Annotated in this window: 23 protein-coding genes; 12 read left to right on the top strand and 11 right to left on the bottom strand. The window is 74.6% G+C overall.

Features of this window, described 5'->3' with window-relative positions; translation table 11 throughout:
- Window positions 1-40: 40 nt before the first annotated feature.
- On the top strand, window positions 41-1,075 hold the full coding sequence (locus ACFWI8_RS24045) for an NAD(P)-dependent alcohol dehydrogenase (RefSeq protein ID WP_387095019.1): 1,035 nt from the start codon (window positions 41-43) through the stop codon (window positions 1,073-1,075).
- On the opposite strand, the gene ACFWI8_RS24040 is transcribed toward ACFWI8_RS24045, so the two are convergent.
- From ACFWI8_RS24040 to ACFWI8_RS24025, 4 genes are all read right to left on the bottom strand, one after another.
- Window positions 1,053-1,628, bottom strand: coding sequence for an AAA family ATPase (locus ACFWI8_RS24040; RefSeq protein WP_387095017.1), 576 nt, complete (start codon window positions 1,626-1,628; stop codon window positions 1,053-1,055). The two genes, ACFWI8_RS24045 and ACFWI8_RS24040, sit on opposite strands and share 23 nt — an antisense overlap.
- Window positions 1,629-1,705: 77 nt before the next feature.
- Window positions 1,706-2,005: a hypothetical protein gene (locus ACFWI8_RS24035; RefSeq protein ID WP_387095016.1), complete on the bottom strand. Its 300-nt coding sequence runs from the start codon at window positions 2,003-2,005 to the stop codon at window positions 1,706-1,708.
- 79 nt (window positions 2,006-2,084) lie between these two features.
- Window positions 2,085-2,771, bottom strand: a complete 687-nt coding sequence (locus ACFWI8_RS24030; RefSeq protein WP_387095015.1) for an SDR family NAD(P)-dependent oxidoreductase — start codon at window positions 2,769-2,771, stop codon at window positions 2,085-2,087.
- Window positions 2,772-2,800: 29 nt separating this feature from the next.
- On the bottom strand, window positions 2,801-3,193 hold the full coding sequence (locus ACFWI8_RS24025) for an ester cyclase (RefSeq protein WP_387095014.1): 393 nt from the start codon (window positions 3,191-3,193) through the stop codon (window positions 2,801-2,803).
- Between the two features lie 120 nt (window positions 3,194-3,313).
- On the opposite strand from ACFWI8_RS24025, the gene ACFWI8_RS24020 reads away from it, so the two are divergent.
- Window positions 3,314-3,940, top strand: a complete 627-nt coding sequence (locus ACFWI8_RS24020; RefSeq protein WP_387095012.1) for a TetR/AcrR family transcriptional regulator — start codon at window positions 3,314-3,316, stop codon at window positions 3,938-3,940.
- Here ACFWI8_RS24020 and ACFWI8_RS24015 read toward each other — a convergent pair.
- Both ACFWI8_RS24015 and ACFWI8_RS24010 read right to left on the bottom strand, forming a co-directional pair.
- Window positions 3,937-4,512, bottom strand: a complete 576-nt coding sequence (locus ACFWI8_RS24015; RefSeq protein ID WP_387095010.1) for a hypothetical protein — start codon at window positions 4,510-4,512, stop codon at window positions 3,937-3,939. The genes ACFWI8_RS24020 and ACFWI8_RS24015 overlap by 4 nt on opposite strands.
- 87 nt (window positions 4,513-4,599) lie before the next feature.
- Window positions 4,600-5,535 carry an NADP-dependent oxidoreductase gene (locus tag ACFWI8_RS24010; RefSeq protein WP_387095009.1) on the bottom strand — a complete coding sequence of 312 codons (936 nt, stop codon included), beginning with the start codon at window positions 5,533-5,535 and terminating at the stop codon, window positions 4,600-4,602.
- A gap of 113 nt (window positions 5,536-5,648) precedes the next feature.
- Between ACFWI8_RS24010 and ACFWI8_RS24005 the strand changes: the two genes are divergently transcribed.
- On the top strand, window positions 5,649-6,653 hold the full coding sequence (locus tag ACFWI8_RS24005; RefSeq protein WP_387095007.1) for an aldo/keto reductase family protein: 1,005 nt from the start codon (window positions 5,649-5,651) through the stop codon (window positions 6,651-6,653).
- A gap of 81 nt (window positions 6,654-6,734) precedes the next feature.
- Here the strand turns inward: ACFWI8_RS24005 and ACFWI8_RS24000 are convergent, their stop codons facing one another.
- A complete protein-coding gene (locus ACFWI8_RS24000; protein WP_387095005.1) occupies window positions 6,735-7,751 on the bottom strand; it encodes an aldo/keto reductase in 1,017 nt (338 codons plus the stop codon).
- A gap of 81 nt (window positions 7,752-7,832) precedes the next feature.
- Window positions 7,833-8,213 carry an ArsR/SmtB family transcription factor gene (locus ACFWI8_RS23995; RefSeq protein ID WP_387095004.1) on the bottom strand — a complete coding sequence of 127 codons (381 nt, stop codon included), beginning with the start codon at window positions 8,211-8,213 and terminating at the stop codon, window positions 7,833-7,835.
- A 116-nt stretch (window positions 8,214-8,329) separates the two neighbouring features.
- Here ACFWI8_RS23995 and ACFWI8_RS23990 point away from each other — a divergent pair, with 116 nt between their 5' ends.
- From ACFWI8_RS23990 to ACFWI8_RS23975, 4 genes are all read left to right on the top strand, one after another.
- A complete protein-coding gene (locus ACFWI8_RS23990) occupies window positions 8,330-9,598 on the top strand; it encodes an MFS transporter (protein ID WP_387095003.1) in 1,269 nt (422 codons plus the stop codon).
- A 321-nt stretch (window positions 9,599-9,919) separates the two neighbouring features.
- Window positions 9,920-11,014: a polyprenyl synthetase family protein gene (locus ACFWI8_RS23985; protein ID WP_387095001.1), complete on the top strand. Its 1,095-nt coding sequence runs from the start codon at window positions 9,920-9,922 to the stop codon at window positions 11,012-11,014.
- Window positions 11,011-11,601 (top strand): hypothetical protein, encoded by a 591-nt coding sequence (locus ACFWI8_RS23980; RefSeq protein WP_387095000.1) that lies wholly within the window; start codon window positions 11,011-11,013, stop codon window positions 11,599-11,601. Before ACFWI8_RS23985 ends, ACFWI8_RS23980 begins: the two co-directional genes overlap by 4 nt.
- Window positions 11,602-11,611: 10 nt before the next feature.
- Window positions 11,612-12,568 carry a UbiA family prenyltransferase gene (locus ACFWI8_RS23975; RefSeq protein ID WP_387094999.1) on the top strand — a complete coding sequence of 319 codons (957 nt, stop codon included), beginning with the start codon at window positions 11,612-11,614 and terminating at the stop codon, window positions 12,566-12,568.
- 6 nt (window positions 12,569-12,574) lie between these two features.
- Here the strand turns inward: ACFWI8_RS23975 and ACFWI8_RS23970 are convergent, their stop codons facing one another.
- Window positions 12,575-12,895, bottom strand: a complete 321-nt coding sequence (locus ACFWI8_RS23970) for a trypco2 family protein (RefSeq protein WP_387094998.1) — start codon at window positions 12,893-12,895, stop codon at window positions 12,575-12,577.
- A gap of 158 nt (window positions 12,896-13,053) precedes the next feature.
- Between ACFWI8_RS23970 and ACFWI8_RS23965 the strand changes: the two genes are divergently transcribed.
- The 5 genes from ACFWI8_RS23965 to ACFWI8_RS23945 are packed head-to-tail and all read left to right on the top strand — an operon-like array spanning window position 13,054 to window position 20,683.
- Window positions 13,054-14,670, top strand: coding sequence for a trypsin-like peptidase domain-containing protein (locus ACFWI8_RS23965; RefSeq protein ID WP_387094996.1), 1,617 nt, complete (start codon window positions 13,054-13,056; stop codon window positions 14,668-14,670).
- Window positions 14,667-16,883: a tetratricopeptide repeat protein gene (locus ACFWI8_RS23960; protein WP_387094995.1), complete on the top strand. Its 2,217-nt coding sequence runs from the start codon at window positions 14,667-14,669 to the stop codon at window positions 16,881-16,883. Before ACFWI8_RS23965 ends, ACFWI8_RS23960 begins: the two co-directional genes overlap by 4 nt.
- 46 nt (window positions 16,884-16,929) lie before the next feature.
- Window positions 16,930-18,396, top strand: coding sequence for a VWA domain-containing protein (locus ACFWI8_RS23955; protein ID WP_387094994.1), 1,467 nt, complete (start codon window positions 16,930-16,932; stop codon window positions 18,394-18,396).
- A complete protein-coding gene (locus tag ACFWI8_RS23950; RefSeq protein WP_387094993.1) occupies window positions 18,393-19,376 on the top strand; it encodes a hypothetical protein in 984 nt (327 codons plus the stop codon). The genes ACFWI8_RS23955 and ACFWI8_RS23950 overlap by 4 nt, the downstream gene beginning before the upstream one ends.
- Window positions 19,373-20,683 carry an extracellular solute-binding protein gene (locus tag ACFWI8_RS23945; protein WP_387094991.1) on the top strand — a complete coding sequence of 437 codons (1,311 nt, stop codon included), beginning with the start codon at window positions 19,373-19,375 and terminating at the stop codon, window positions 20,681-20,683. Before ACFWI8_RS23950 ends, ACFWI8_RS23945 begins: the two co-directional genes overlap by 4 nt.
- A 15-nt stretch (window positions 20,684-20,698) precedes the next feature.
- On the opposite strand, the gene rbsK is transcribed toward ACFWI8_RS23945, so the two are convergent.
- Complete coding sequence (gene rbsK / locus ACFWI8_RS23940; protein WP_387094989.1) at window positions 20,699-21,613, bottom strand: ribokinase; 915 nt, start codon at window positions 21,611-21,613, stop codon at window positions 20,699-20,701.
- Window positions 21,610-22,766: ADP-ribosylglycohydrolase family protein (locus ACFWI8_RS23935; protein WP_387094988.1), on the bottom strand; the 1,157-nt coding region annotated here is incomplete at its 5' end. The genes ACFWI8_RS23935 and rbsK, both read right to left, overlap by 4 nt.

Raw genomic sequence — 22,766 nt, 5'->3', positions numbered from 1 at the left:
GGTGTCGAGGGCCACGGAATCCGGTTTCACCCTTGAGACGGTGGAGCTCGATCCGCCGCGCGAGGACGAGATCCTGGTGCGGATCGCGGCCGGCGGACTCTGCCACACCGACCTCGCCATCAGATCGGCCATCACCGCGGCACACGGCCCGGTGGTGCTCGGCCACGAGGGCGCCGGCGTGGTCGAGGAGGTCGGCGACGCGGTCGCCGGCGTCAGCCCCGGGGACCGGGTCATCCTCAGTTACCGCAGCTGCCGCCGGTGCGGCCGGTGCCTGGCCGGCCGCCCGGCCTACTGCGAGGACAGCATGCGGCTGAACAACTCGGGCCGCCGCGTGGACGGTTCGGTCACCATGCGGCAGGGCGGCGCGCCGGTGGCCGGCTCCTTCTTCGGCCAGTCGAGCTTCGCCACGCACGCCCTGGCGTCGACCGACAACGTGGTGGTCGTCGCCCCGGACGCCGACCTGACCACCGTGGCGCCGCTCGGCTGCGGCTTCCAGACCGGCGCCGGCGCGGTCCTCAACGTGCTGCGCCCAGGACCCGACGCCGGCTTCGCGGTCTACGGCGCGGGCGGCGTCGGGCTCTCCGCGCTGCTCGCCGCGAAGGTCGCCGGCGCCGCCACCCTGGTGGTGGTCGAACCGGTCGCCGAGCGGCGGGCGTTGGCCACGCGGCTGGGCGCCACGGCCGTGGTCGACCCGGCGGCCGGCGACGTGGTCGCCGCCGTCCGCGAGGCCACCGACGGCGGCCCCACCCACGCGCTCGACACCACCGGCATCCCGTCCGTCGTCGCCGACGCGGCCCGCGCCCTGGCCCCCACCGGCACCCTGGTGGTCGTCGGGCTCGGCGACGCCCAACTCACCCTGGACCTCCAGGACCTGATGCTCAACGGCAAGACGGTGCGCGGCTGCATAGAGGGCGACGCCGTGCCGCAACGCTTCATCCCCGAACTGCTCGACCTGCACGCCGCGGGCCGCTTCCCGGTCGACGAGCTGATCACCACCTACTCCTTCGCGGAGATCAACCGGGCGGTAGACGACCAGCGTTCAGGTCGCACGGTCAAGCCGGTCCTGGTGTGGTGACGCGCGCCTCCGGCAGCCGACGGAGGACCGCGTCGACGGTCTCCTCCGGCGTCTGCGCCGAGGTGTCGAGCCACAGCCCGAGTCGCGGCGTCTCCGCGCGCAGCGACCGGTCCAACTCCGCGACGGACCAGGCCCCGTAGCCGGTCTTGGCGCGGCCGGCCTCGCGCCGCGCGACGGCCCCCCGGCTCGGCGCGAGCACCACGACGTACAGCGGCCGGGTTCTGACGAGCCCCACGTAGTGGGCCAGGTCCTCACCGAGCACCACGTCCTGCACGACCGCCGTCCAGCCCGCGGCCGCGTACCCGTCGGCGGCGGCCGCCGCCAGCCGGTAGCGCAACCGCAGTTGGGCCTCGGCCTCGGGCGAGGCGTCGGGCGTCATCTCCTCCCGCCCCGACACCATCCACCGCCGGAACGCGTCCCCCCGCACATGCGCCGCCCTCGGCAACCGCTCGGCGAGCGCCTGCGCGACGGTCGACTTCCCGGCCGCCATGACGCCGGTGACGAGCACGACGGAGGACGCGAGGGCGTCGGTCGGGTTCTGGCGAGCGCTCATGCTCGGGGAAACCGTCCCGATGTGGTGAAAGTTCCGTCAGCAGCCCGTTTCCAGGCTTTCAGTGGGACACGTGGCCCTCAGGCTGCTCGCTCCCGGGCCGACGCGATAGCCGCCCGTACTGCTTCCAGCAGGGCTTCCAGGCCCTGCGCCCGCTGCCATTCCTCGGCCGAGTGGTGCCAAGTGTGCTGCGTCGCCGGGGCTTCGGGCGCACCGGCGACGATCTCGACGGTCCGCCTCCCCTTCCGGTCGGGGCCGGTGACCCGCAGGTCCATGTTCCGGATGTGGAACCGACGAGGATGGCTGCCGAAGACCTCCAGGATCCGGCCGTCGAACGTGTAGAACTCGCTGCCTGCCCTGGCCGTGATCTCGTCGGTCATGGAGCGACGCTACACGCGGGGACCGGTGGCTGCCAGGCGCCCTGCGTCGTCACCGTTCCCGGGCTCTCCCGCTGCGCGCCTACCAGGGCAACTCCCCGCTTTCGTCCTGGAACGTGCCCGTCGGGCCGTCCGCGCCGAGGGTCGCCAGACGCACGACGGTTCTGGCGCTCTCCTCCGGTGATCTTCCGCCGCCCATGGCCGCGGTCATGTCGGTGGCGGTGAAGCCGGGTTCGAGTGCGTTGAACCTGATGCCCGGGTGGGCCTTGGCGTACTGGACGGTGAGCATGGTGGCCGCCGACTTGGACGCGGAGTAGAGCGTGGCCGTCAGGTGGAACTCCGGCCGGTCGGGGTTGTTCACGGCCCAGAACGAGCCGGCGCTGCTCGAAACGGTGACCACGTTGGGGTTCGGTGATCTGCGCAGCAGGGGAAGCGCCGCCTCGGTGACGCGTACGATTCCCACCGCGTTGGTGTCGAAGACCCGGAGCGCCGTGGGTCCGTCGGTGACTCCGGTCGTCAGGATGCCCGCGTTGTGGACCAGCACGTCGAGCCGGCCCTCGGCCGAGTCGATCGTCGCCAGCGCGCTGTTGACCGACGCGTCGTCGGTCACGTCGAGTTGTACGAAGCGCGCGCCGAGTGCGGCCGCGGCCTTCTCGCCCCGCTCGACGTCACGCGCGCCGAGGTAGACGACGTGGCCCAACTCCACGAGCTGCTTCGCCGTCTCGAAGCCGATGCCCTTGTTGGCCCCGGTGATCAGGGTGATGGTCATGCGGTTCCCCTTCGAGGTGTGTGATCCGGTCACCGGGTCAACTGCCGGAGCAGTTCGCCGGCGTCGTGCAGGGCCGTCATGTGCACGAACCGCCCGTCGCGGACCTGGTAGATGGCGTACTCGACGATCTCGAACGACGCTCCGGTGGGAGCCACGCCGAGCCACTCCCTCACCGGAGTGCCCGTGTTGACCAGTCGCGCGGCCAGCCGGTCACCGTCGAAGAGCAGTTCCCTGAGCTCCCAGTGGAGGTCAGGAACCGCGTCCACGCCTGCCTTCTGAACCGCGATGACGTCGTCCCGGGTGGCCGGCTCGCCGTTCAACGTGGTCCGGTCGGCGATGAACTCGTCCATGGCGTCGAACTCGTGGGCGTTGAGCTGGTCGATGTAGCGCAGGTAGAACGCGCGCAGATCACTGTCGGACATCAGATGGCCCTTCCGTGAGGCAGGCCCGGCTCGGCCCGCTCCGACTTCCGCATCGATCGCTGCAGAACTCAAACGATAGCACTTCTGTAGCGATCGATGCGGAAGAGGTAGGCTGCTGGAGTGGAGACGAAACAGAGCGGCCCGATCGGGCGACCACGGGGATTCGACGCCGACGAGGCTCTCGACCGCGCCGTGCTGGTCTTCTGGGAGCACGGCTACGAGGGGGCCAGCCTGGCCTGCCTGACGAAGGCGATGGGCATCTCCACCACCAGCATGTACGCCGCCTTCGGCAACAAGGAGGAGCTGTTCCGCAAGGCCCTGGAGCGGTACACCGAAGGCCCCGGCGGATACCTGGCCCGGGCCCTGGAGAAGCCGACCGCCCTCGACGTCGCCACCGCGATCCTGGCCGGCGCCGTCCGAAGCACCACCCGCCCGACCCGTCCACAGGGGTGCATGGGCGTGCAGAGCGCCCTCACCACCAGCGACTCGGGGCGGGAGGTCCGCGACCATCTCGTCGCCTGGCGCAACGACAGCCACTCCCGCGTCCGAGAGCGGTTCCAGCGCGCCGTCGACGACGGCGACCTGCCTCCGGAGACCGATCCGGGGCTCCTGGCCCGCTACGTCACCACCCTGGCCTTCGGTATCGCCGTGCAGGCCGCGAGCGGTGTCGGCCGCGACGAACTCCAGGAGATGGCCGACGCCGCCCTGCACACCTGGCCGCTCCCGCAGAACCCGTCGCGTCGCTAGACCAGCGGTGGCTGTGCGGGGGGCAGCGGCTCGGGGGAGGGGAGCGGATCCGGGGGCAGGAGCGGCTCGGGGAGGACCGGGGGTGGTTGCATGTCGGCGAGGACCAGGGCGCTGGACGGCACGGCCCTGCGCTGGCGGGTGAGCGCGGCCAGTGCCCGGTACAGCTGCTCCTCGCCCTGGTAGGCCTCCCGGGCGAGCACCAGCCGGGCGTCGGTCTCCAGGTTCTGCCAGGCGTACCGGCGCATCAGGTTCACCCGCTGCCGCTCGAAGCTGCGCAGGAACTGCGAGCCGGCGCTGAAGCCGGCGGAGAGCAGGGCCAGGATCGCGGCGGGCACACGGGCGTCGGGGGAGGCGAGTCCGGCCGCGCCGGAGACGCCGGCCAGGACGGCGGCGGGAAAGCCCAGGACGAGGTAGGTGGCGTTCCACAGCTTGGCGCGGCGCTGGGCGCGGCGGGCTCCGATCCTCGCTTCCTCGATGAGCTTCTCGACCTCCGAGCGCAGGTGCCGGAGCTGCGCGCTCTCACCCGGGCCGGGCAGGGGGGCCGGCGGCTCTGTGCTGTCGCCGTTGAGCATCGTCCTCCCCCAGAAGACGCTGGTTCGGCAGCCTGAGTCTCTGCCGAACTTGCCTGGCGTTCATGCTAGTTGGCCGAGGCCGGCCCGTCAGGGGAGCGCCACGGCCAGTTTGCCCACCGCGCCGCGGTTGAAGTCGGCCAGGGCCTCGGCGGCGTCGGCCAGCGAGTAGGTGCGGGTGATGGGGACGCGGATCGCGCCGGAGGCGACGTCGGCGGCGAGGCGGTTGAGGGTGGCGATGTCGGGCGAGGCCGTCACCGCCGTGACGCCGAAGCCGCGGCCGGCGGCCTGTTCCGGGCCGAAGCCGAGCGTGGAGGCCATCCGGCCGCCGGCCACGACCAGCTCCGCCAGCTCCATGCCGTTGCCGGCGAAGTGCAGCGCGGCGGAGACGCCCTCGGGGGCGATGGCGCGCACCTGCGCCAGCAGGTCGCCGGCGTGGTCGACGATGCGGGCCCGGTCGCCCGAGAGGCCCTGGACGAACTCGGTCGGTGGTCCTGGGCGGGCCGTGGCGATCACGTCGGCCCCGGCCGCCAGCGCGTACTGGAGCGCGAACGCGCCCACGCCGCCGGTGGCGCCGGAGATCAGGACGACGTCCCCCGGTGCCGGGGCGATGGCGGAGATCGCGTCGAGCGCGGCCGTGCCGGCGAGGCCGAGCGCGCCGGCGTCGGTGGGGGTGACCCCGGCCGGGATCCGGCTCACCCCGAACTCCTCGGCGACCGTGACGTACTCGGCCAGCGCACCGGTGCCGGGAAACGCCCCGGTCACCACCCCGAAGACGGCCTCGCCCACCGAGAAGCGGCCCACCCGCTCGCCGACGGCGTCCACCGTGCCGGCGAAGTCCTTGCCGAGCACGAAGGGGAATTCCGGGTCCGGGTGGGGGATCAGGCCGCCGGCCACCGCGGCGTCGTAGCCGTTGACCGAGGAGGAGGCCACCCGCACCAGCAGTTCGCCGGCGGCCGGGGACGGGTCGGGCAGTTCGGCCACCACCGGGTCGCCGGGGATCTCGTACATCGTCAGCGCGCGCATCGTCGTGGAGGCTAAGGGACGGGCGCCGCGACATCGCCGCACCACACAGTTCACGTCCACGATGACCAGCCATTCGAGCTATTAACCGACGGGGCAGATAGGGTCTGGGAATCATGGAATACCGACACCTTGGCCGCAGCGGTCTGCTGATCAGCGAGATCGCCTACGGCAACTGGCTCACCCACGGTTCCCAGGTCGAGGAGGAGGCGGCCACCGCCTGTGTCCGCGCGGCCCTCGACGCCGGGATCACCACGTTCGACACCGCCGACGTCTACGCCGAGACCCGTGCCGAGTCGGTGCTCGGCCGGGCGCTGAAGGGCGAGCGCCGAGAGGGCCTGGAGATCTTCACCAAGGTCTACTGGCCGACCGGGCCCGGCCGCAACGACCGGGGCCTGTCGCGCAAGCACATCATGGAGTCCATCAACAACTCGCTGCGCCGCCTGCAGACCGACTACGTCGACCTGTACCAGGCGCACCGCTACGACCGGTTCACCCCGCTGGAGGAGACCATGTCGGCGTTCGCCGACGTCGTCCACTCCGGCAAGGCGCACTACATCGGCGTCTCGGAGTGGCCGGCCGAGCAGATCCGTCGGGCCCACGCGCTGGCCACCGAGCTGCGCATCCCCCTGGTGTCCAGCCAGCCCCAGTACTCGATGCTGTGGCGGGTCATCGAGGGCGACGTCATCCCCACCTCTGAGGAGCTCGGCCTCGGGCAGATCGTCTGGTCGCCGATCGCCCAGGGCGTGCTGACCGGCAAGTACCTGCCGGGCCAGCAGCCGCCGGAGGGCTCGCGCGCCACCGACACCAAGGGCGGCGCCAACATGATCAGCCGCTTCCTGCGGGACGAGGTGCTGGAGGCCGTGCAGCGGCTGCGTCCGCTGGCGGACGAGGCCGGCCTCTCGCTGGCGCAGCTCGCGGTGGCCTGGGTGCTGCAGAACCCGAACGTCTCGGCGGCGATCGTGGGCGCCTCGCGCCCCGAGCAGGTCGGCGAGAACGCCAAGGCGGCCGGCGTGAAGCTGGACGCGGACCTGCTGAAGCGGATCGACGAGGTGATCCTGCCGGTCGCCGAGACCGACCGGATCAAGGCCTACCAGAACGTGCCGGCCCAGCGGCCGTGACGTCCGCCGTCCGGCGGGGGTGACGCCCCCGCCGGACATGGTTCCGGCGCCCGTGCGGCGCCGGGACCAGGCGTCCGGCGGTCACGCCGACGCGGCGTCCAGCCTGGCCAGCTGCTCCTGGCTCAGCTTCACCTCCAGGGCGGGCAGCGCGGCCCGGTAGTGCTCGGCGGTGCGGGGCCCGATGAGCGGGACCACCGTCGGCTCTGTCTGGTGCAGCAGCCAGGCGAGCGCCAGCTGGTTGCCCGTCACCCCGGCCTCCGCCGCCACCTCGTCCAGCACCGCCAGCCTGGCGTCCGCGTCGGGACCCGCGTAGGACGCCATCAGCCAGTGGTCGCGGCGCCTGGCCGGGTCGCCGTAGATCCCCTTGAGGATGGGGGAGTAGGCGACGAGCCCCAGGTCGGGGTGGGCGCGCAGGTAGTCCAGCTGCTCCCCGCCGGTGATCGAGACGGTGTCCAGGCCGGCCTTGGGGCGCAGGTACGAGTGCTGCTGCTGGAGGGCGACCGGCGCCGGCCAGCCGTGGCGCTCGCACAGCTGCCTGATCCGCTCCAGGCGCCAGGTCCGCACGTTGGACCAGCCGAGGTGGCGGACCTTGCCGGCCCGCACGATGCCGGCCAGCGCCTCCAGCGTCTCCTCGAGCGGCGTCGACAGGTCGTCGACGTGCACGTAGTACAGGTCGATGTGGTCGGTGCCGAGGCGGCGCAGGCTGTCGTCGACGGCGCGGCGCAGCGTGTCGGCCCCGGCGCCCTCGAAGCCGCCGTCGTGCGCGGCCTCCCAGTTCGGCTCGTCCCCCTCGCCCCAGACCCGTGACAGGTCGGGCACCGCCGCGGCGCCCTTGGTGGCCAGGAAGACCTTCTCGCGCCGCCCGCCGCCGCGCGCGAACCAGCGGCCGAGCAACTCCTCGCTGTGCCCGCCGAGGCTGCCCCGGTCGTTCCACCAGGCGTAGCAGTTGGCGGTGTCCAGGAAGGTGCCGCCGGCCTCGACGTACTCGTCGAGCATCGCGAACGAGGTGGCCTCGTCCGTCAGCGTGCCCATGTTCATGCAGCCGAGCGCGAGCTGACTGACCTGCTCGCCGGTGCGGCCAAGTTCCACGGTCTTCATACGGGTTCGCTCCCCACGGCTCCATGCGTGTGTGACTCCGCGCTGACGCTACGAGTTGGAGCGCACGCCAAGTCAACGCCGTCAGGGCGCCGGCGGTCGCCAGGCGGCGACGAGCGCCAGCAGGCCGGGGAAACGCGCCTCCAGGTCGTCCACCCGGACGTGGCTGCGCCGCTCGAGCCCGTACTGCCGCTGCCGGATCAGCCCCGCCTCGCGCAGCGCGCGGAAGTGGTGGGTGAGCGAGGACTTGGGGCGGTCGATGCCGAACCAGCCGCAGGGGTGGTCGAAGGCCTCGGACTCCAGCAGCAGGGTGCGGACGACGCGCAGCCGCAGCGGATCGCTGAGCGCGCCGAGTACGGCCTCCAGGCGCAGCTCGGCGCGGGCCGGCTCGGGCAGCGGCTCAGGGGCGCCGGCCGGCACGGGGCGGGGGGTGGGGAACGGGCGGGTGGCTGCTGCTTCCGGCATGGCGGCCTCCTCGACGACTCTCGTTGTACGAGTTGCATCGTACAACGGGTTATGTTCGACTTTCCTCGTACTGATAGTACGAGTCCAGTCGTACTGAGTCTTTCGAGGGAGAGTCCATGGCAGCCGCCCCTTCCCACCGTGCGGTGTGGTTCGCCGCCTGGCCGGTGACGGCCGTCTTCGCGCTGTCCAACACCGCCACCCCGCTCTATGTGCTCTGGCAGGAGCGGATCGGCTTCTCGTCCGGGACGCTGACGGTGATCTTCGCCTGCTACATCGTGGGTCTGCTCGGTGCCCTTCCGGTGGCGGGCGTGACCTCGGACCGGATCGGCCGCCGGCCCGTGCTGCTGCCGGCGCTGGCGCTCGGCGTGGTGGCCGGCGTCGTCTTCGCCACCGCCACCTCGGTGGCCGCGCTGGCCGTGGCCCGGCTGCTCACGGGCGTCGCCGTCGGCGTCGTCGTCTCGGCGGGGATGGCCGCGGTGACGGACGTCGCGGGCCCGGAACGGCGGCGGCTCGGCGCGCTGCTCGCCTCCACGGCCATGGTGCTGGGCGCCGGGCTCGGGCCGATGCTGGCGGGCGTGCTGTCGCAGACCCTGCCGGCGCCGACGGTGACCGTCTTCCTGTTGGAGATCGCGCTGCTCGGGCTGGCCGTGGTGGTCGTGCTCCGCCTGCCGCTGCGCGGGCCCACGCGGCCGGCGTCGACCGGGCCGTGGATCAGGCTCCCGTCCGTCCCCCGCGCCAACCGGCGTGAGCTGCTGCTCGGCATCGCCGTCTTCGCGCCTGGCATCACCGCGACGTCATACGTCCTCTCGCTCGGCCCTTCGCTCCTGTCGCGCCTGCTCGGCACCGACAACCGGATGGTCGCCGGCCTGATGGCGTTCGTCATGTTCGGCGCCGCGACGGGCGTCCAGTTCGCGGTGCGGCGGGTGGCGGTGCGGAGCGTCCTGCTGGCGGGGGCGGTCGCCGGCGTGGCCGCCATGACCGGCCTTGTCATCGCCGTCTACCAGGCGTCGGTCCCGTTGCTCCTGGGCACCGCGGCGCTGGCCGGCACCGCGCAGGGCCTCGGCCAGCTCGGCGGCCTCACGCTGCTCGGCGAGGCGGTGCCGGCGGAGCGCCGCGCCGAGGCCAACGCGGCGCTGAACACGGGCGGTTATATCCCGGCCGGGCTGCTTCCCGTGGCCGCCGGCTACCTGGCCGACGCGGTCGGCCTCACGGCCGCGACGACGGCCTTCGCCACGGTGGTGCTGCTCGCGGCGGCGACGGGTGCGGTCCTCGCCGTCGGCGTTGCGCGCGAGACGGCGTCGGAGACGCCGAAGGGACCGCCGGCCAGCGCGGCGCGGATGGCGTCGGAGACGCCGAAGGGACCATCGGCCAGCGCGTCGCGCTGACCGCGGGGCCGCCGGGCCCGCGCGATGGCTGGTCGCCGCCGTACACCAACCTGCTGCGCACCGTCCGGCAGAAGTACCCGAACGCCTGGATCTTCGCGCTCGGCACCTTCCGCGGCCGGTACCTGACGGAGAGCAGGGCCGCGGTGTCGACCGTCACGGCGAGCGGCGACGCCCGGGTGCACCGGACCATCACCAGCCGGCTGGCGCCCGTCATCGCCGTGCGTCTCCAGTCCGCTGGTCCGCTCAGATTCACCCGTGGAGAACGGCCGGTCCGGTGCGTCGCTTCCCCCAGGCACCGGGCCGGTCATTCAGGATGACCATGTGACTACCTCCGGTTCGCTGCCCCACGACCCGGTCCATGCAGCGCCCCCGCCGACCAGACGCCTGACCCAGGCGGCGCTGCGCGAGGCGGTGGGGCACCTGGACGCCTCCCTCGAGCGGATGTTCGGCTACCACATGGGCTGGTGGGGGGAGCGCGGCGACCCCTGCCCCGAGGCCGCCGAGGGCAAGGCGCTGCGGCCCACCCTGGCCTTCCTCGGCGCCGAAGCCGCCGACGTGCCGACCGCCACGGCCGAGCCGGGCGCCGTCGCCGTCGAGCTCATCCACAACTCGACGCTGATCCACGACGACATGATGGACGGCGACACCGTCCGCCGGAACCGGCCGGCCGTCTGGCAGGTCTTCGGCTCCGGGCCCGCCATCCTGCTCGGCGACGGCCTGCACGCCTGCGCCGTCGCCACCCTGCTGCGCCGCGGCGGCCGGCACGGCCCCGACGCCGTCCGACTCCTCTCCGGCATGCTGATGCGGCTGGTCCGCGGCCAGGCCAGGGACCTCGCGCTGGCCCGCCGCCCCTGGCAGGGACCGGAGACCGTCGCCATCGCCGAGTACCGGGCGATGGCCGCCGACAAGACCGCCTCGCTCCTCGGCTGCGCCACCGCCATCGGCGCCCAGCTGGGCGGCGCGTCACCGACCACCCTGCGCACCCTCGTCCAGGCCGGCGAGCACCTCGGCCTCGCCTTCCAGTTCGTCGACGACCTGCTCGGCGTCTGGGGCCCGCCGCGCGCCACCGGCAAGCAGACCTCGACCGACCTCGCCAGGGGGCAGAAGACCCTCCCGCTGCTCACCGCCGTGGGCTCTGGCACCGACGACGGGGCGCGCCTCGCCGCGATGCTGGAGCGCGGCCTGCCCGACCCGGACGCCATGGCACACGCCGCGGAGCTCGCCGAACGGGCCGGCGCCAGGGCCGCCACCGAACGCGCGGCCCGGCACCACCTCACCCTCGCCCGACGCGCCTTCACCTCCCTCGCCCCGCCACCCGAGGCACGGGACGCCTTCGACGAGCTGGCCACCACCGTCATCGGCCGCGCCGCGCTCGCCGCCGACCCGCCCGGGGAACCCGAGGGCGGCGCGCGATGAGCGGGCGGGCCTGGGCCCACCACCGGACCGGGCCGCCGCCCGGCGCCTTCGACGTCGCCCCCGACGCCGACCCGGCCCCGGCCATCGCCCGCTTCGCCTCCCCGCTGACCCGGATACTGCTCAGCAGCGAGGGACTCACCACCACCCTGCTCGCCGCCCTCACCGCCGTCCGCCCCCGGCTGCGTCCCGTGCACCAGGGCCGGCTGCCGGCGGCCGAGGCCGCGCCCGGCGCCGCCGACCTGCTGCGCGCCGGCGCCCGCACCGAGGTGCTGACCCGGCACTCGCTCAGCCTCGGGCACCAGGACCGGCCGCTGTCCGTGAACCACGTGGTGATCCGCCTCGACCTGCTGCCGCGCCTCGCGGAGCGGCTCAGCGTCTCCGCGCTGCCGCTCGGCGCGGTGCTGTGGGCGATGGGCACCGGGCACCGCCGCACCGTGCTCGCCGCCGGACACCGGGCCTGGCCGCACGACCCCGAGGTCGGCCCTGGCTGCTTCAAGACCTATGTGCTGTGGCACGACGACGAGCCGCTGGCCGCCGTCACCGAGACGTTCAACCCGGCCGTGGTGCCGGCCGCCACCGGCGAGTGAGAGGGCGGGCATGTCCGTTCAGCCGAGCACCACGACCCTCCCCGGGGCCCCGGGCACCGGGCGGGCCGTCTACGGCCTCTTCCGCGGCACCCAGGCCGCGCTCAGCGTCGCCCCCCTGCTGCTCGCCGCCCTGCTCGCCGACGACCGGCCGCCGCCGGGCCGGCTGGCCCTCGCCCTGCTGGCCGGCGGCGCCGGCGTGCTCGCCATGTTCGCCGCCCACGACCTGCTCGACCTGCGCCACGATCGGCGCCGCCACGACCTCGTCGCGACGCCCGGCACCCGCGACCTCGACGCCGCCGGCGCCCGCCACCCCGTCGCCCAGGGCCGGCTCGGCGTCCCCACCGCCACCGCGCTCACCCTGGGACTCGGCGGCCTCGCGCTGGCGATCGCCACCGCCCTCAACCCGGTCTGCGCCGCGCTCCTGCTGCTCGCCGCGCTGCTCCAGTCCGGCTACTGCGCGCTGGCCGCCGTCACCCCGTGGAAGGCCCTGCTGTCCGGGGCCATGATCGGGGTCAGTGCCCCCGCCGGCTGGTTCGCGATCACGACGCGGCCCGACTGGCCGCTGCTCGGGCTGCTCGTCATCTGGCTGGTCGCCTGGGAGATCGGCGGTCGCAACATCCCCAACGACCTGGCCGACGTGGCGGAGGACGCCAGGCTCGGCCTGCGGACCGTCCCCGTGGTGCACGGGACGCGCGCCAGCCTGGCGCTGATCGAGGGCTGCCTCGCCCTCACCACGCTGACCGGCGCCGCACTGATGGTGGCCGCCTGGCCCACCGCGGGGCCCGTCGGCCTCGCCGGCACCCTGCTGGCCGGCGTCCTCGGCCTCCAACTGCCGGCCAGCCGGCTGCGGCGGCGGCCGAGCCAGCGAGCCGCGCTCGCCCTGTTCACCGCCGCCAGCCTCTACCCGGCCGCCGTGCTGGCCGCCGTCCTCCTCGGCAGCGCGACCTGGCACCTGCCGGGAGCCTGAGCCCGGTCAGTGGTTGTCCGGGTCGAGCGCCTCCCGGCCGACCCGCAGCATGCCGCCGGTGCCGTCCTCCGGGCCGAGCTCCACCTGGATCCGGTGTGTGCGGTCCCGGCTGACGCTCCCGCCCACGTCGGCCGTCAGCACCCCGATGCGCAACCCGGCACGGCCGTCCCCGGCCTGATGGACCTGCACCGCGAACTCCAGGCTCACCTGCCGCACCGCGAAGCGCACCCCGTCGTCCACGCCGTCCGCCCTGGCCTGCGCCAACTCCCGGCGCACCTGCCGGATGACCTCCGCGAGACCGACGACTCCCTCACCCGACGCGCTCATCTCCACCCCCGATCGTCCGCTCGTGGCCTCCGGAGTCTACGGCTTGTGAGGGTCTGACCGGTATGCTGCGACGTATGGGGGACAATCCGACAACGTCGTCGAACTCCCCGGGGGTTTCGGGGAGTTGGAGAGTCCGGTTACGCCGGCCCAAGGGGCGGGTGTTGGGTGCGGGGGTGCTGGTCTCGCCCGACACCGTGCTCACCTGCGCGCACGTGGTGGGGACGCCCGACCGGCCGGTCCTGGTCGACCTGGTCGGCGTGCCGGGGGCCGGGGCCGTGCGGGCCCGGGTGGACGCGGGGAGCTGGGTGCCCGAGCGCGGCGACCACGGTGACCAGGGCTTCGGACCGACCGGCGACCTCACGCTGTTACGCCTGGAGCGGCCGCAGCCGCCGGGCCGCGCCACCAGGCTGCGCAGGCTCTCGCCCAGCTGGGACCGGCGCGTCGGCATGTACGGCTTCCCCGAGGAACTCGACCAGGGCATCTACCTGCGCGGCCGGCTCGCCGGCGGCACCGGCGGCGACGGGCGGGTGCAGATCTTCCCCGAGGAGCCGGCCGAGTGGGTGCGACCCGGCTTCAGCGGCGCCGGCGTCACCGACCAGCTGACCGGCCAGGTCATCGGGATCGTGGTCAGCGCCTACGTCGGCCAGGGTCTGCGGCTGTCGTTCATGATCCCCACCGAGACGGTCATCCACCACCTGCCGGAGGTCGAGCGGTGGACCGACGGGGACTCCGTCGTCGACCGGGCACTGGTCTCCACCGCCGGCGACGAGCCGGTCGAGGATCCCGCGTTCGCCGCCTGGCTCGCCGGCTGGCTGCGCGGCGGGGCCGGGGTCCCGCCCGCCGAGGCCGTCCTCGTCGAACCGGCCGCCCCCGCCAGGAGCCTGACGCTGCGCCGCGCGCTCACCCAGGCCGACCGTGAGCTGTCCACCACGGGACGTGCCACCACCGGCCGACGACCGGAGCCCGACACCCTCCCGCCGGTCGGATCCCTCGACCTGGCCGTCGACGCCAGCCGCCAGACCCCGGCCGAGCTCGCCGAGCGGGTCTGCCGGCGGATGGGCCTCGACGGCGGCCCCGAGCGCCTGGCCGTCACCGTGCTGCCGCTGACCGTCGTCGTGGACGGCGTCGACCGCGCCCCCGACCCGGCCGGCCTCGCCGAACTCCTCGAACTCCTCGCGGAACAGGGCAGCCGACTGCTGCTCGTCTTCCACGCCGCCGACTCCGAGACCCGCCGCGTGGCCGTCGCCGCCCTCCGGCTGCGCCACCGCCTCGGCCAGCTCGCCCGCCGTCTGGAGGAGACCCTGCCGCTCGAGGCCAGGCTCCACGAACGGTACCGGCAGGTCCGCGCCGACATCCGCCGCGCGACCGACGCCCTGACCACCGTGCACGCGCTGCGCCGCCTCGTTTCCCGGCAGCGTCGGGAGTGCTCGGTCCCCGATCGCACGGCAGCCGGACTCGACCGGCTGCACGAGGAGTTGGACGGCTACGAGGGGGAGGCCCGGAAGGCCGCGGCCCGCATCGAGGAGGCGGTGACCAGGCTCGACGCCCTCGTCGTCCGGCGGGACGAGTTACGTGGCCGGCTCGGCGCGGCCCAGGCCAGGGCGCGCGCCGTGTGCGACGGGGAGGACCTGCCCCTCGCCCACGCCTACGCGGCCGCCCACGAGCTGCTGTGGCGGGCGCCCTGTGACGTGCCGGCCGCGGAGCGGGCCGTCGCGGCCTACGTCCTCGCCGTCACCGGCCGCCCGGACGAGCCGGCGGGGGTCTCCACGCCATGACCGCCTGCGACCGGCCGCCCTGCGACGGCACCGTGCTCGCCACCGGCTACTGCGACACCTGCGGCCGACGCCCCGCGGCGTCGACGGCCGGGGCCGCACCGCCGAGCCCGCCACCCCCCACGTCGGACCGGACAGCCGACGTGCCGTCCCGGGCGTCCGCCGTGCTGTCCGCCGCCGGCGGCGGCGAGATGTCCCTGCCGGACGTCTCCGTGCTCGACCCGTCAGAACTGGTGGACGACGACCCCCGCCCGCCCAGGGAGGGCAGGCGCTGCGGCAAGGACGGCTGCGACGAGACGATCGGCGTCGGCTTCGGCGGCCAGCCGGCCAGGCCGAGCGGCTACTGCCCGCGCGGGCACCCCTACTCCTTCGAACCCCGACTCCACCGCGGTGACCTGCTGGGCGGCCAGTACCGGGTCGAGGGCCCCGTCGCGCACGGCGGTCTCGGCTGGATCTACCTCGCCAGGGACACCCAGCTCGACGACCGTCCCGTCGCGCTCAAGGGCCTGATCAACGCCAACGACCCCACCGCGCTCAGCGTCGCGGAGGCCGAACGGCGTTACCTCACCGCCCTCGACCATCCCGACATCGTCCGCATCATCAACTTCGTCACCTGGCGGGACACCGGCTACCTGGTGATGGAGTTCGTCGGCGGACGCTCCCTCAGGGAACTGCTGACCCGCCGGGGCCAGGAGCGGGTGCTCGGCGAGCCGCTGCGCCTGGAACACGTCGCCGCCTACGGCTGCCGCATCCTCGACGCCCTCGACTACCTGCACAGCCGCGGCCTGCTCTACTGCGACATGAAGCCGGACAACGTGATCCACCACGGCGACCGCGTCAAGATCATCGATCTGGGGGGCGTCCGCCGCATCGACGACCACGTCTCGGACATCGTGCGCACCCGTCCCTACCTGCCGGACGAGGAGCTGTACCACCACTCCGAGCCGGCCGAGGAGCACGGGGAGCGCCGCCCTCGGGTCACCAAGCTCTCCGACCTGTACACCGTGGCCACCACCCTGGGTGAGCTGGTGGACGCCGCCGTGCCGGGGCCGCCGGTCGCGCACGACTCGTTCCGCCGGCTGCTCGATCGCGCCACCGCCACCGAACCGGACGCCAGGTTCGCCACCGCCGCCGAGATGTCCACCCAACTACGGGGCGTCTGGCGCGAGATCCACTCCCTGAGCACCGGCGAGCCGCACGTCGCCCGGTCCACCGTGTTCTCCCCGGGCGCCGACCCGCTGGACGCCGGTCTCGGCGCCGTTCCGCCGCCGGACCACGAGGCGTTGGAACCAGGCGTCGCGCCACCGGCCCCGGAACTCGTGGCCCTCCGGCTGCCCGTGCCCATTCCGCACCCCCACGCCCCCGCCGCCGCGCGTGAGCTGCTCACCTGCGCCACCTCCCTCGCCCTCGGCGACCTCGACGCGGCGGAGGAGGGGCTGCTGCGGGCCTGCCGACTGCTCGGGCCCGCCGTCGCCCGACACGACTGGCGGATCGCCTGGCACCGCGGGCTGCTCCTGCTGGCCAGGGGCGACGTCCAGGACGACGGCGCCATCCAGCGGCTGCTCGGCATCTCGCCCGGAGCCAGACCGCGAGCCCGGGACTGGTTCGAAGCCGTCTGTGACGCGCTGCCCGGCGAGCCGGCGCCCAAGCTCGCCCTCGGCTACTGCGCCGAGCGTGCCGGCGAGCCCGAGGTCGCGGCGCGCCGCTACGCGGCGGTCTGGCTGCGCGACCCGTCCGACGGCGCCGCGACCTTCGGCCTCGCCAGGGCCCGGCTCGCCGCCGACGACCGGGCCGGCGCCCTCGCCGTCCTCGACCAGGTCCCGCCCCACGCACCGCACCATCGTGCGGCCCGGCTCGCCGCAGTCCGGGTGCGGGCCGGTTGGCGTGGCGAACGCCCCCCGACCGCGGAGGAGTTCCGACACGCACAGGAACTCGCCGCCCAGCTGACGCTGGACGGCGGCAGAACCGAGGGCCAGGAACGCGCGCGGTTGGTCGCCGAGATCAGGGCGTCGGCGCTGCGCGCGCTGGGCGTGGGCGCCCTGGCGCCCGACGAGCTGGCCCCGGGGCCCCTCTTCGGCGACCCGCCAGGCGAACGCCGGCTGCGGAAACTGCTGGAGGCGTCCCTCCGGGAGATCGCCGAGGGGGCCAGGACCCGCGAGGAGCACGCGGCGCTGATCGACCGCGCCAACCGGGTCCGACCGTGGACCCGGTTCTGAGCGCACGACGCCGGCAGGAGGCACCACAGGGACAGGGGGAACGACCATGACCGACCGGAACGGCGAACCCGCCGTCACGCTCACCGTCCACCAGGACGAGGAACTCGCCGTCAGCGCCGCGAAGTCGGGCGTGCACGGCTTCCTCAGCGTCCGGGTCGGCGGCGTCGACCCCGCCGCGCACGGCGGCCCGCCGGCCAGCGAGGTGATCGTGATCGACTGCTCCGGCTCCATGGCGACCCCGAGCAGCAAGATCGCCTCCGCCCGCGAGGCCGGGATCGCCGCGGTCCAGGCGCTGCGCGACGGCACCAGGTTCGCCGTCGTCGCCGGCACCCACCAGGCCCGCATGGTGTACCCGTTCGACGGCCGGCTGGAGATCGCCGACCATGACTCCAAGGCCCAGGCCGCCGACCAGATCCGCTACCTGTACCCCAACGGCGGGACGGCCATCGGCGCCTGGCTCAGGCTTACCCGCCGCCTGATGGCCGACGGGGAGAGGATGCGGGAGGGCCCCGCGGGACACCGGCACGCCCTGCTGCTCACCGACGGCTGGAACGAGCACCACGCCGAGCTGCTGGCCCCCGAACTCGACGCCTGCCGGGGCCTGTTCGTCTGCGACGCGCGGGGCATAGGCGACGGCTGGAACGCCAGGGAGCTGGAGGAGATCGCCAACCGGCTGCACGGCACCGCCAGAGCCGTGCTCCGCGACGCCGAACTACGGGCCGAGTTCGAGGAGATGGTGCGGGCCTCCATGACCCGCAGCCTGTCCGGGGTCGTCATCCGGGTGACCCCCATGCCCGGCGTCACCATCCGCTTCCTCAAGCAGGTGTACCCGGTCGAACACGACCTCACCGACGGCGGTCGCCCCGCGACCGGCGGGACCGTCGAGTACCCCACCGTGGCGTGGCGGGACGGGGAGGAACGCGCCTACCACGTCTGCCTGGACGCCGATCCCACCGGCCGGCCCCGCCTCGAGGACCTGCAGCTCGCCTTCGCCGAGGTGGCGCTCGCGACGGCGCCCGCCGCCGCCTCAGAACCGGAGGCGATCACCGTCCGCTGGCTGCCGGGCGATGCCCAGCCCACCAGACGCAGCGCCGTCAGCGAACACTTCGGGCTCTGGGGCGACTACGGCCGGGTCGTCGCCGACGCCTTCGACGCCTACGAGGCCGGCGACCTGCCCACCGCCCAGGCCAGGCTGGGCACCGCCGTCCGCATCGCCCACCGGCTGGCCGACGCCGACAAGCTGCGACTGCTCGCCGAGGTCGTCGAGATCGGCGACGCCGCCACGGGCCGGGTCACCCTCCGGGGCTCCTTCGACCAGCGCCTCCTCGGGCAGCTCCTGATGACCCGCAGCCACACCACGCTCGTCCCCGGCGACCTCATCGAGGGACCGCCCGGCGAGCCGCGCCACTGCTCCCAGCCCGACTGCGACGCGCTCTCGGCGCCGCACGCCGAGTTCTGCGTCGACTGCGGTCACCCGCTGCCCGCCCCCACCGCCGGCCGGGAGCCGGAATGAGCGACACCCGCCGGGCGCTGCTGCACCGGCTCACTCTGTTGATCGCGCTCACCCTCGCGACGGTGCTCGCGCTGTTCACCGCCTACGCCGGCGTGCACCGCGACGCCGGGGCGGTCAGGCACGGCACCGCCCCCGCCGTCCTGGACATCACCACCGCGCAGGACGCCCTGCGCCTGGCCAACGCGGCGGCCAGGGACACCCTGGAGTCAGGCCAGGGCACCCTCGTCGGTGCCGGCAGCGGCTACCGCATCCAGCTCGCGGTCGCCAACCAGAGCCTGGCGAGCGCCGCCGAGGGCGACGTGGCGGGCGACGCGGGGCTGCGTGTCCTGCAGACCGTCAGCGGCCTCATCGTCGCCTACTCGGGGTGGATCGAGCGGGCCGCCACGGAATCCGAGGACGCCGACCTGCGCGGCGCCTACCTGCACTACGCCGACACCATGCTCAACCGGGAGGACAGCGGCATCCTCGCGCGCCTCGACCGGCTCCAGACCGAACAGCGCGCCGAGTTGGCCGCGCAGACCGTCTTCGGCTGGCCGGAGCTGCTCGCCTGGGGCGTGGCGCTGCTGAACTCCGCCCTGCTCCTCGGGTTCCTGGTGGAGACCCAGCGTTTCCTGCGCCGCAGGTTCCGGCGACGACACAACCCGTGGCTGCTCGGCGCCACCCTCGTGCTGGTCGTGGCCTGGGCGCTGCTCGCCCTCGGCACCGTCCAGACCCAGCGCGCCAAGGACGAGGCCCGCCGCGACCTCGCCGGGGCCGTGGCCACCTGGCAGGCGGTCGCGGGCGGCCCGGTGACGAGCGAGGGAGAGGACGTCGCCCGATCCATCCGTAGTACGGCGGAGGAGGTCGAGACGGAGATGCGGGACACCGGCTGGCGGGTCGGGATCGTCGGCTGGGTGCCGGCGCTCGCGCCCGCGCTCGCCACGCTGATCGTGTGCGGCATGGAGCCGCGCGTCGCCGAGTACCGGTTCAGGGCGCGATGAGGGGCCCGCGCGTCGCCGCCGCCGCGGCCCTCGTCCTGGCCCTGCTGGTGGCCGCCTACGTCGTGGTCGACCGGGTGGGCAGGTCCGCCTCGTCGGCCGGCACCGTCACCGTGTTCGCCTCCTGGACCGGCTGGGAGGCCAGGGCGTTCGAGGCCGTGCTGGCCGAGTTCACCGAGTCGACCGGCATCGAGGCCGAGTACCAGGGCACCACCGCCCAGCGCGAGGTGCTGATGTCCCAGGTGCGGTCGGGCTCGCCGCCCGACGTGGCGATCCTCTCCAGCCCGGGCGAGCTGGCCGAGTACGCCGGCCGCGGCGAGGCGTTCCCGCTCGACACGGCGCTGGGCGAGCAGCGGTCCGCCTACGAGGCGCCCTGGCTCGCGCCCGTCGCCGGCGGCACGGAGACGTACTGGGTGCCCGTCAAGATCGACCTCAAGAGCGTCGTCTGGTACGACCCGGCACGCCACCCGGAGCGCGCGGACGTCGCGGCCCTCGCCGTCGACGGCGACTCCTGGTGCGTCGGGATGGGCTCGGACGCCACCTCAGGATGGCCCGGCACCGACTGGGTGGAGGACCTGCTGCTCCAGACGGCGGGACCCGACGCCTACGAGGCATGGGCCACCGGGGCCCCCGGCAGCTGGACGACCCCCGAGATGGCCGCCGCCTGGCGCGGCGTCGCCGAGGTCCTCACCGGCCGGGGCTCCGACCGCGCCACCGAGTCCCTGACCCGCGACCACGGCCCGGCGTCCCGTGAGCTGTTCGCCGACCCGCCGGGCTGCGCGCTCGACCACCAGTCGTCGTTCATCCGCGCCGAGTACGGCGCGGCGACCCTCGGCGGCGGCGTGCCGCCGGGGGCGTTCCTGCCCTCCTCCACCGTGCTGCCCGGCGCCGCCGGGGAGCAGCGCGGCTGGGAGGTGGCCGGGGACTTCGCCGGCATGTTCCGCGACACGCCGCAGGCGCGACGGCTCATCGGCTACCTGGCGTCAGCCGAGGCCCAGCGGCTGTGGGCCGGCGCGATGCCCGACGACATGCCGAGCCCCATGTTCGCCAACGCGCGGGTGGGCGAGGACGTCTACGCGGGCGACGCGGCCGGCGCCGAGATCGCCCGAATCCTGCGGGGCCCCGGGCCGCACTGCCTCGACGCCTCGGACGCCATGCCGCCGCCCGTGCGGGACGCCTTCCAGCACGCCGTGCTGCGCCTGCTCGCCGAGCCGACCGAGCCGCCCGACGAACTCCTCGCCGACCTGGAGCGGGTCAGCGCGGCCGTGACCGAGGACGGCGCGGCCTGGCCGTCCTCGGTCTGCGGCTGACCCGGCCGCCCGGCCTCAGCCGGCGGCGACGTCGATCTCCTTTCGGCCCGGCATCGACGAGGAGGCGCCCGGGCGGGTCACCGACAGGCCCGCCGCCGCCGAGGCCCACGCCAGCGCCGCCGCCATCGGCCGGCCCTCGCCGCGCGCCACGGCCAGGGCGCCGACGAAGGTGTCGCCGGCGGCCGTGGTGTCCACCGCACGCACCCGGGTAGCGGGCACGCGCACCGGCTCCGCGCCGCGGGCCAGGAACAGGCTGCCGGCCTCGCCGAGGGTGACGACCACCTCCGGCACCCGCTCCAGCAGCGCGGCGGCCGCCCGGTGCGGGTCCCGGTGCCCGGTCAGCGCCGCCGCCTCGTGCTCGTTGGGCACCAACAGGTCGGTCAGCCCCAGCAGTTCGTCCGGCAGCTCACGGGCCGGCGCCGGGGTGAGCACCGTCCGCACCCCGTGCGCCCTGGCTGTCCTGGCCCCGGCCAGCACGCCCGCCATGGGCAGTTCCAACTGGAGCAGCAGCGCTTCGGCGGCCGCCACGCGCGCCTCGTCGCCGGGGGCGAGACCGGTCACCGTGCCGTTGGCGCCCGGCACCACCACGATGGAGTTGCCGCCCTCGTCGTCCACCACGATGTGCGCGGTGCCGCTCGGTCCAGGCACGGTCCGCAGACCGGCCGTGTCCACCCCCGAGTCGGCGAGCGCGGCGCGCAGCCGGGGGCCGAAGTCGTCGTCGCCGACCGCGCCGATCATGGTCACCCGGCCGCCGGAACGGGCCGCCGCGATGGCCTGGTTGGTGCCCTTGCCGCCCGGCACGGTGCGGAACTCGCGCCCAGAGACGGTCTCGCCGCGCCGGGGCGCGACCGGCACGTAGGCGACCAGGTCCATGTTGGTCGAGCCCAGCACGGCGATCGCGGGGGCCGGGACCCCGGTGGGGTGGCTCATGCGACGACCTCCAGGGTGAGCGCCGCCAGCTCGTCGAACCCTATGCCGTCGAAACCGGCGATCGAGGTGGCGAGCCGGTTCTTCAGCGGCGCCGTCCACCGGGCGGGCAGCGCCTCCGGCGCGCCGGCCAGCAGCCCGGCCAGCGAGCCGGCCGTCGCACCGTTGCTGTCGGTGTCCCAACCGCCGGACACCGCCCGGCACACGGAGGCCGTGAAGTCGCCGTCCGCGTGGGTGAGCGCGGCGGCGAGCAGCGCCACGTTGGGCAGCACATGCACCCAGTGGTGGTCGCCGTAGCGCGCGTGCAGCCGGTCCACCACGGCGTCGAAGTCGGCGGCCGCCGGCAGCTCACGGGCCGTCGCCACGCCGAACCGGACGGCCTCGGCCAGCCGGGACTCCGCCGGCACCACGGCGAGCCCGGCGCGCAGACAGCCGTGCACATCCACGCCGCCGCCGGCCGCCGCGGCGATCGCGGCCGCCGCGAACATCGCGCCGTAGACGCCGTTCGCCGAGTGGCTCAGCACCGCGTCCCGGTAGGCGAGTTCGGCGGCCCCGGCCGGGTCGCCAGGATGCGTGTACCCGTAGACGTCGGCCCTGATCAGGGCGCCGATCCACTCCCGGAACGGGTTGTGGTGGGTGGCGGTGGCCGGCGGCTCCCACCCGGCCAGCAGGTTGCGGTAGGCGACCCGCTCGGCGGTGAAGGTGCGGCCGGCGGGCAGCTCGTCGAGCCAGAGCCCCGCCACGTCGGCCGTGTCGAAGCCGTGGCCGTGCCGGTGCAGCAACAGCAGCCCGAGCAGCGGGTAGTTGAGGTCGTCGTCCTCCGGGGCGCCGTCGATGTTCTCGGCCAGCGAGTTGGCCGCCGAGCGGCGGTTCCACGGGTGGGCGGCGGCCAGCTCGGCGGGCAGCCCGCGCGCCGTGAACCAGGTGTCGAGCGGCCAGTTGCCGGTCGCCCTGCCGATGGCCCGGATCCCGGCCAGCGGCAGCTTCTCCACCGGCTTGCCCAGCACACAGCCGACCGCCCGGCCCAGCCAGCCGGCGTGCAGCCGGGTCTCCAGCGCCACCCGGTCGAGCGGCGCCCCGGCCCCGGCGGGGGCCGGCCAGTCGGGGCAGGCGGCCCTGATGGCCGCCCGCCCCGCCGGCTCCCGGTCGGCCCTGT

The sequence above is a fragment of the Streptomyces sp. NPDC127098 genome (assembly GCF_042722465.1).
Taxonomy (GTDB): Bacteria; Actinomycetota; Actinomycetes; order Streptomycetales; family Streptomycetaceae; genus Streptomyces; species Streptomyces millisiae.
This window is presented reverse-complemented; position numbering and strand designations above follow the sequence as displayed.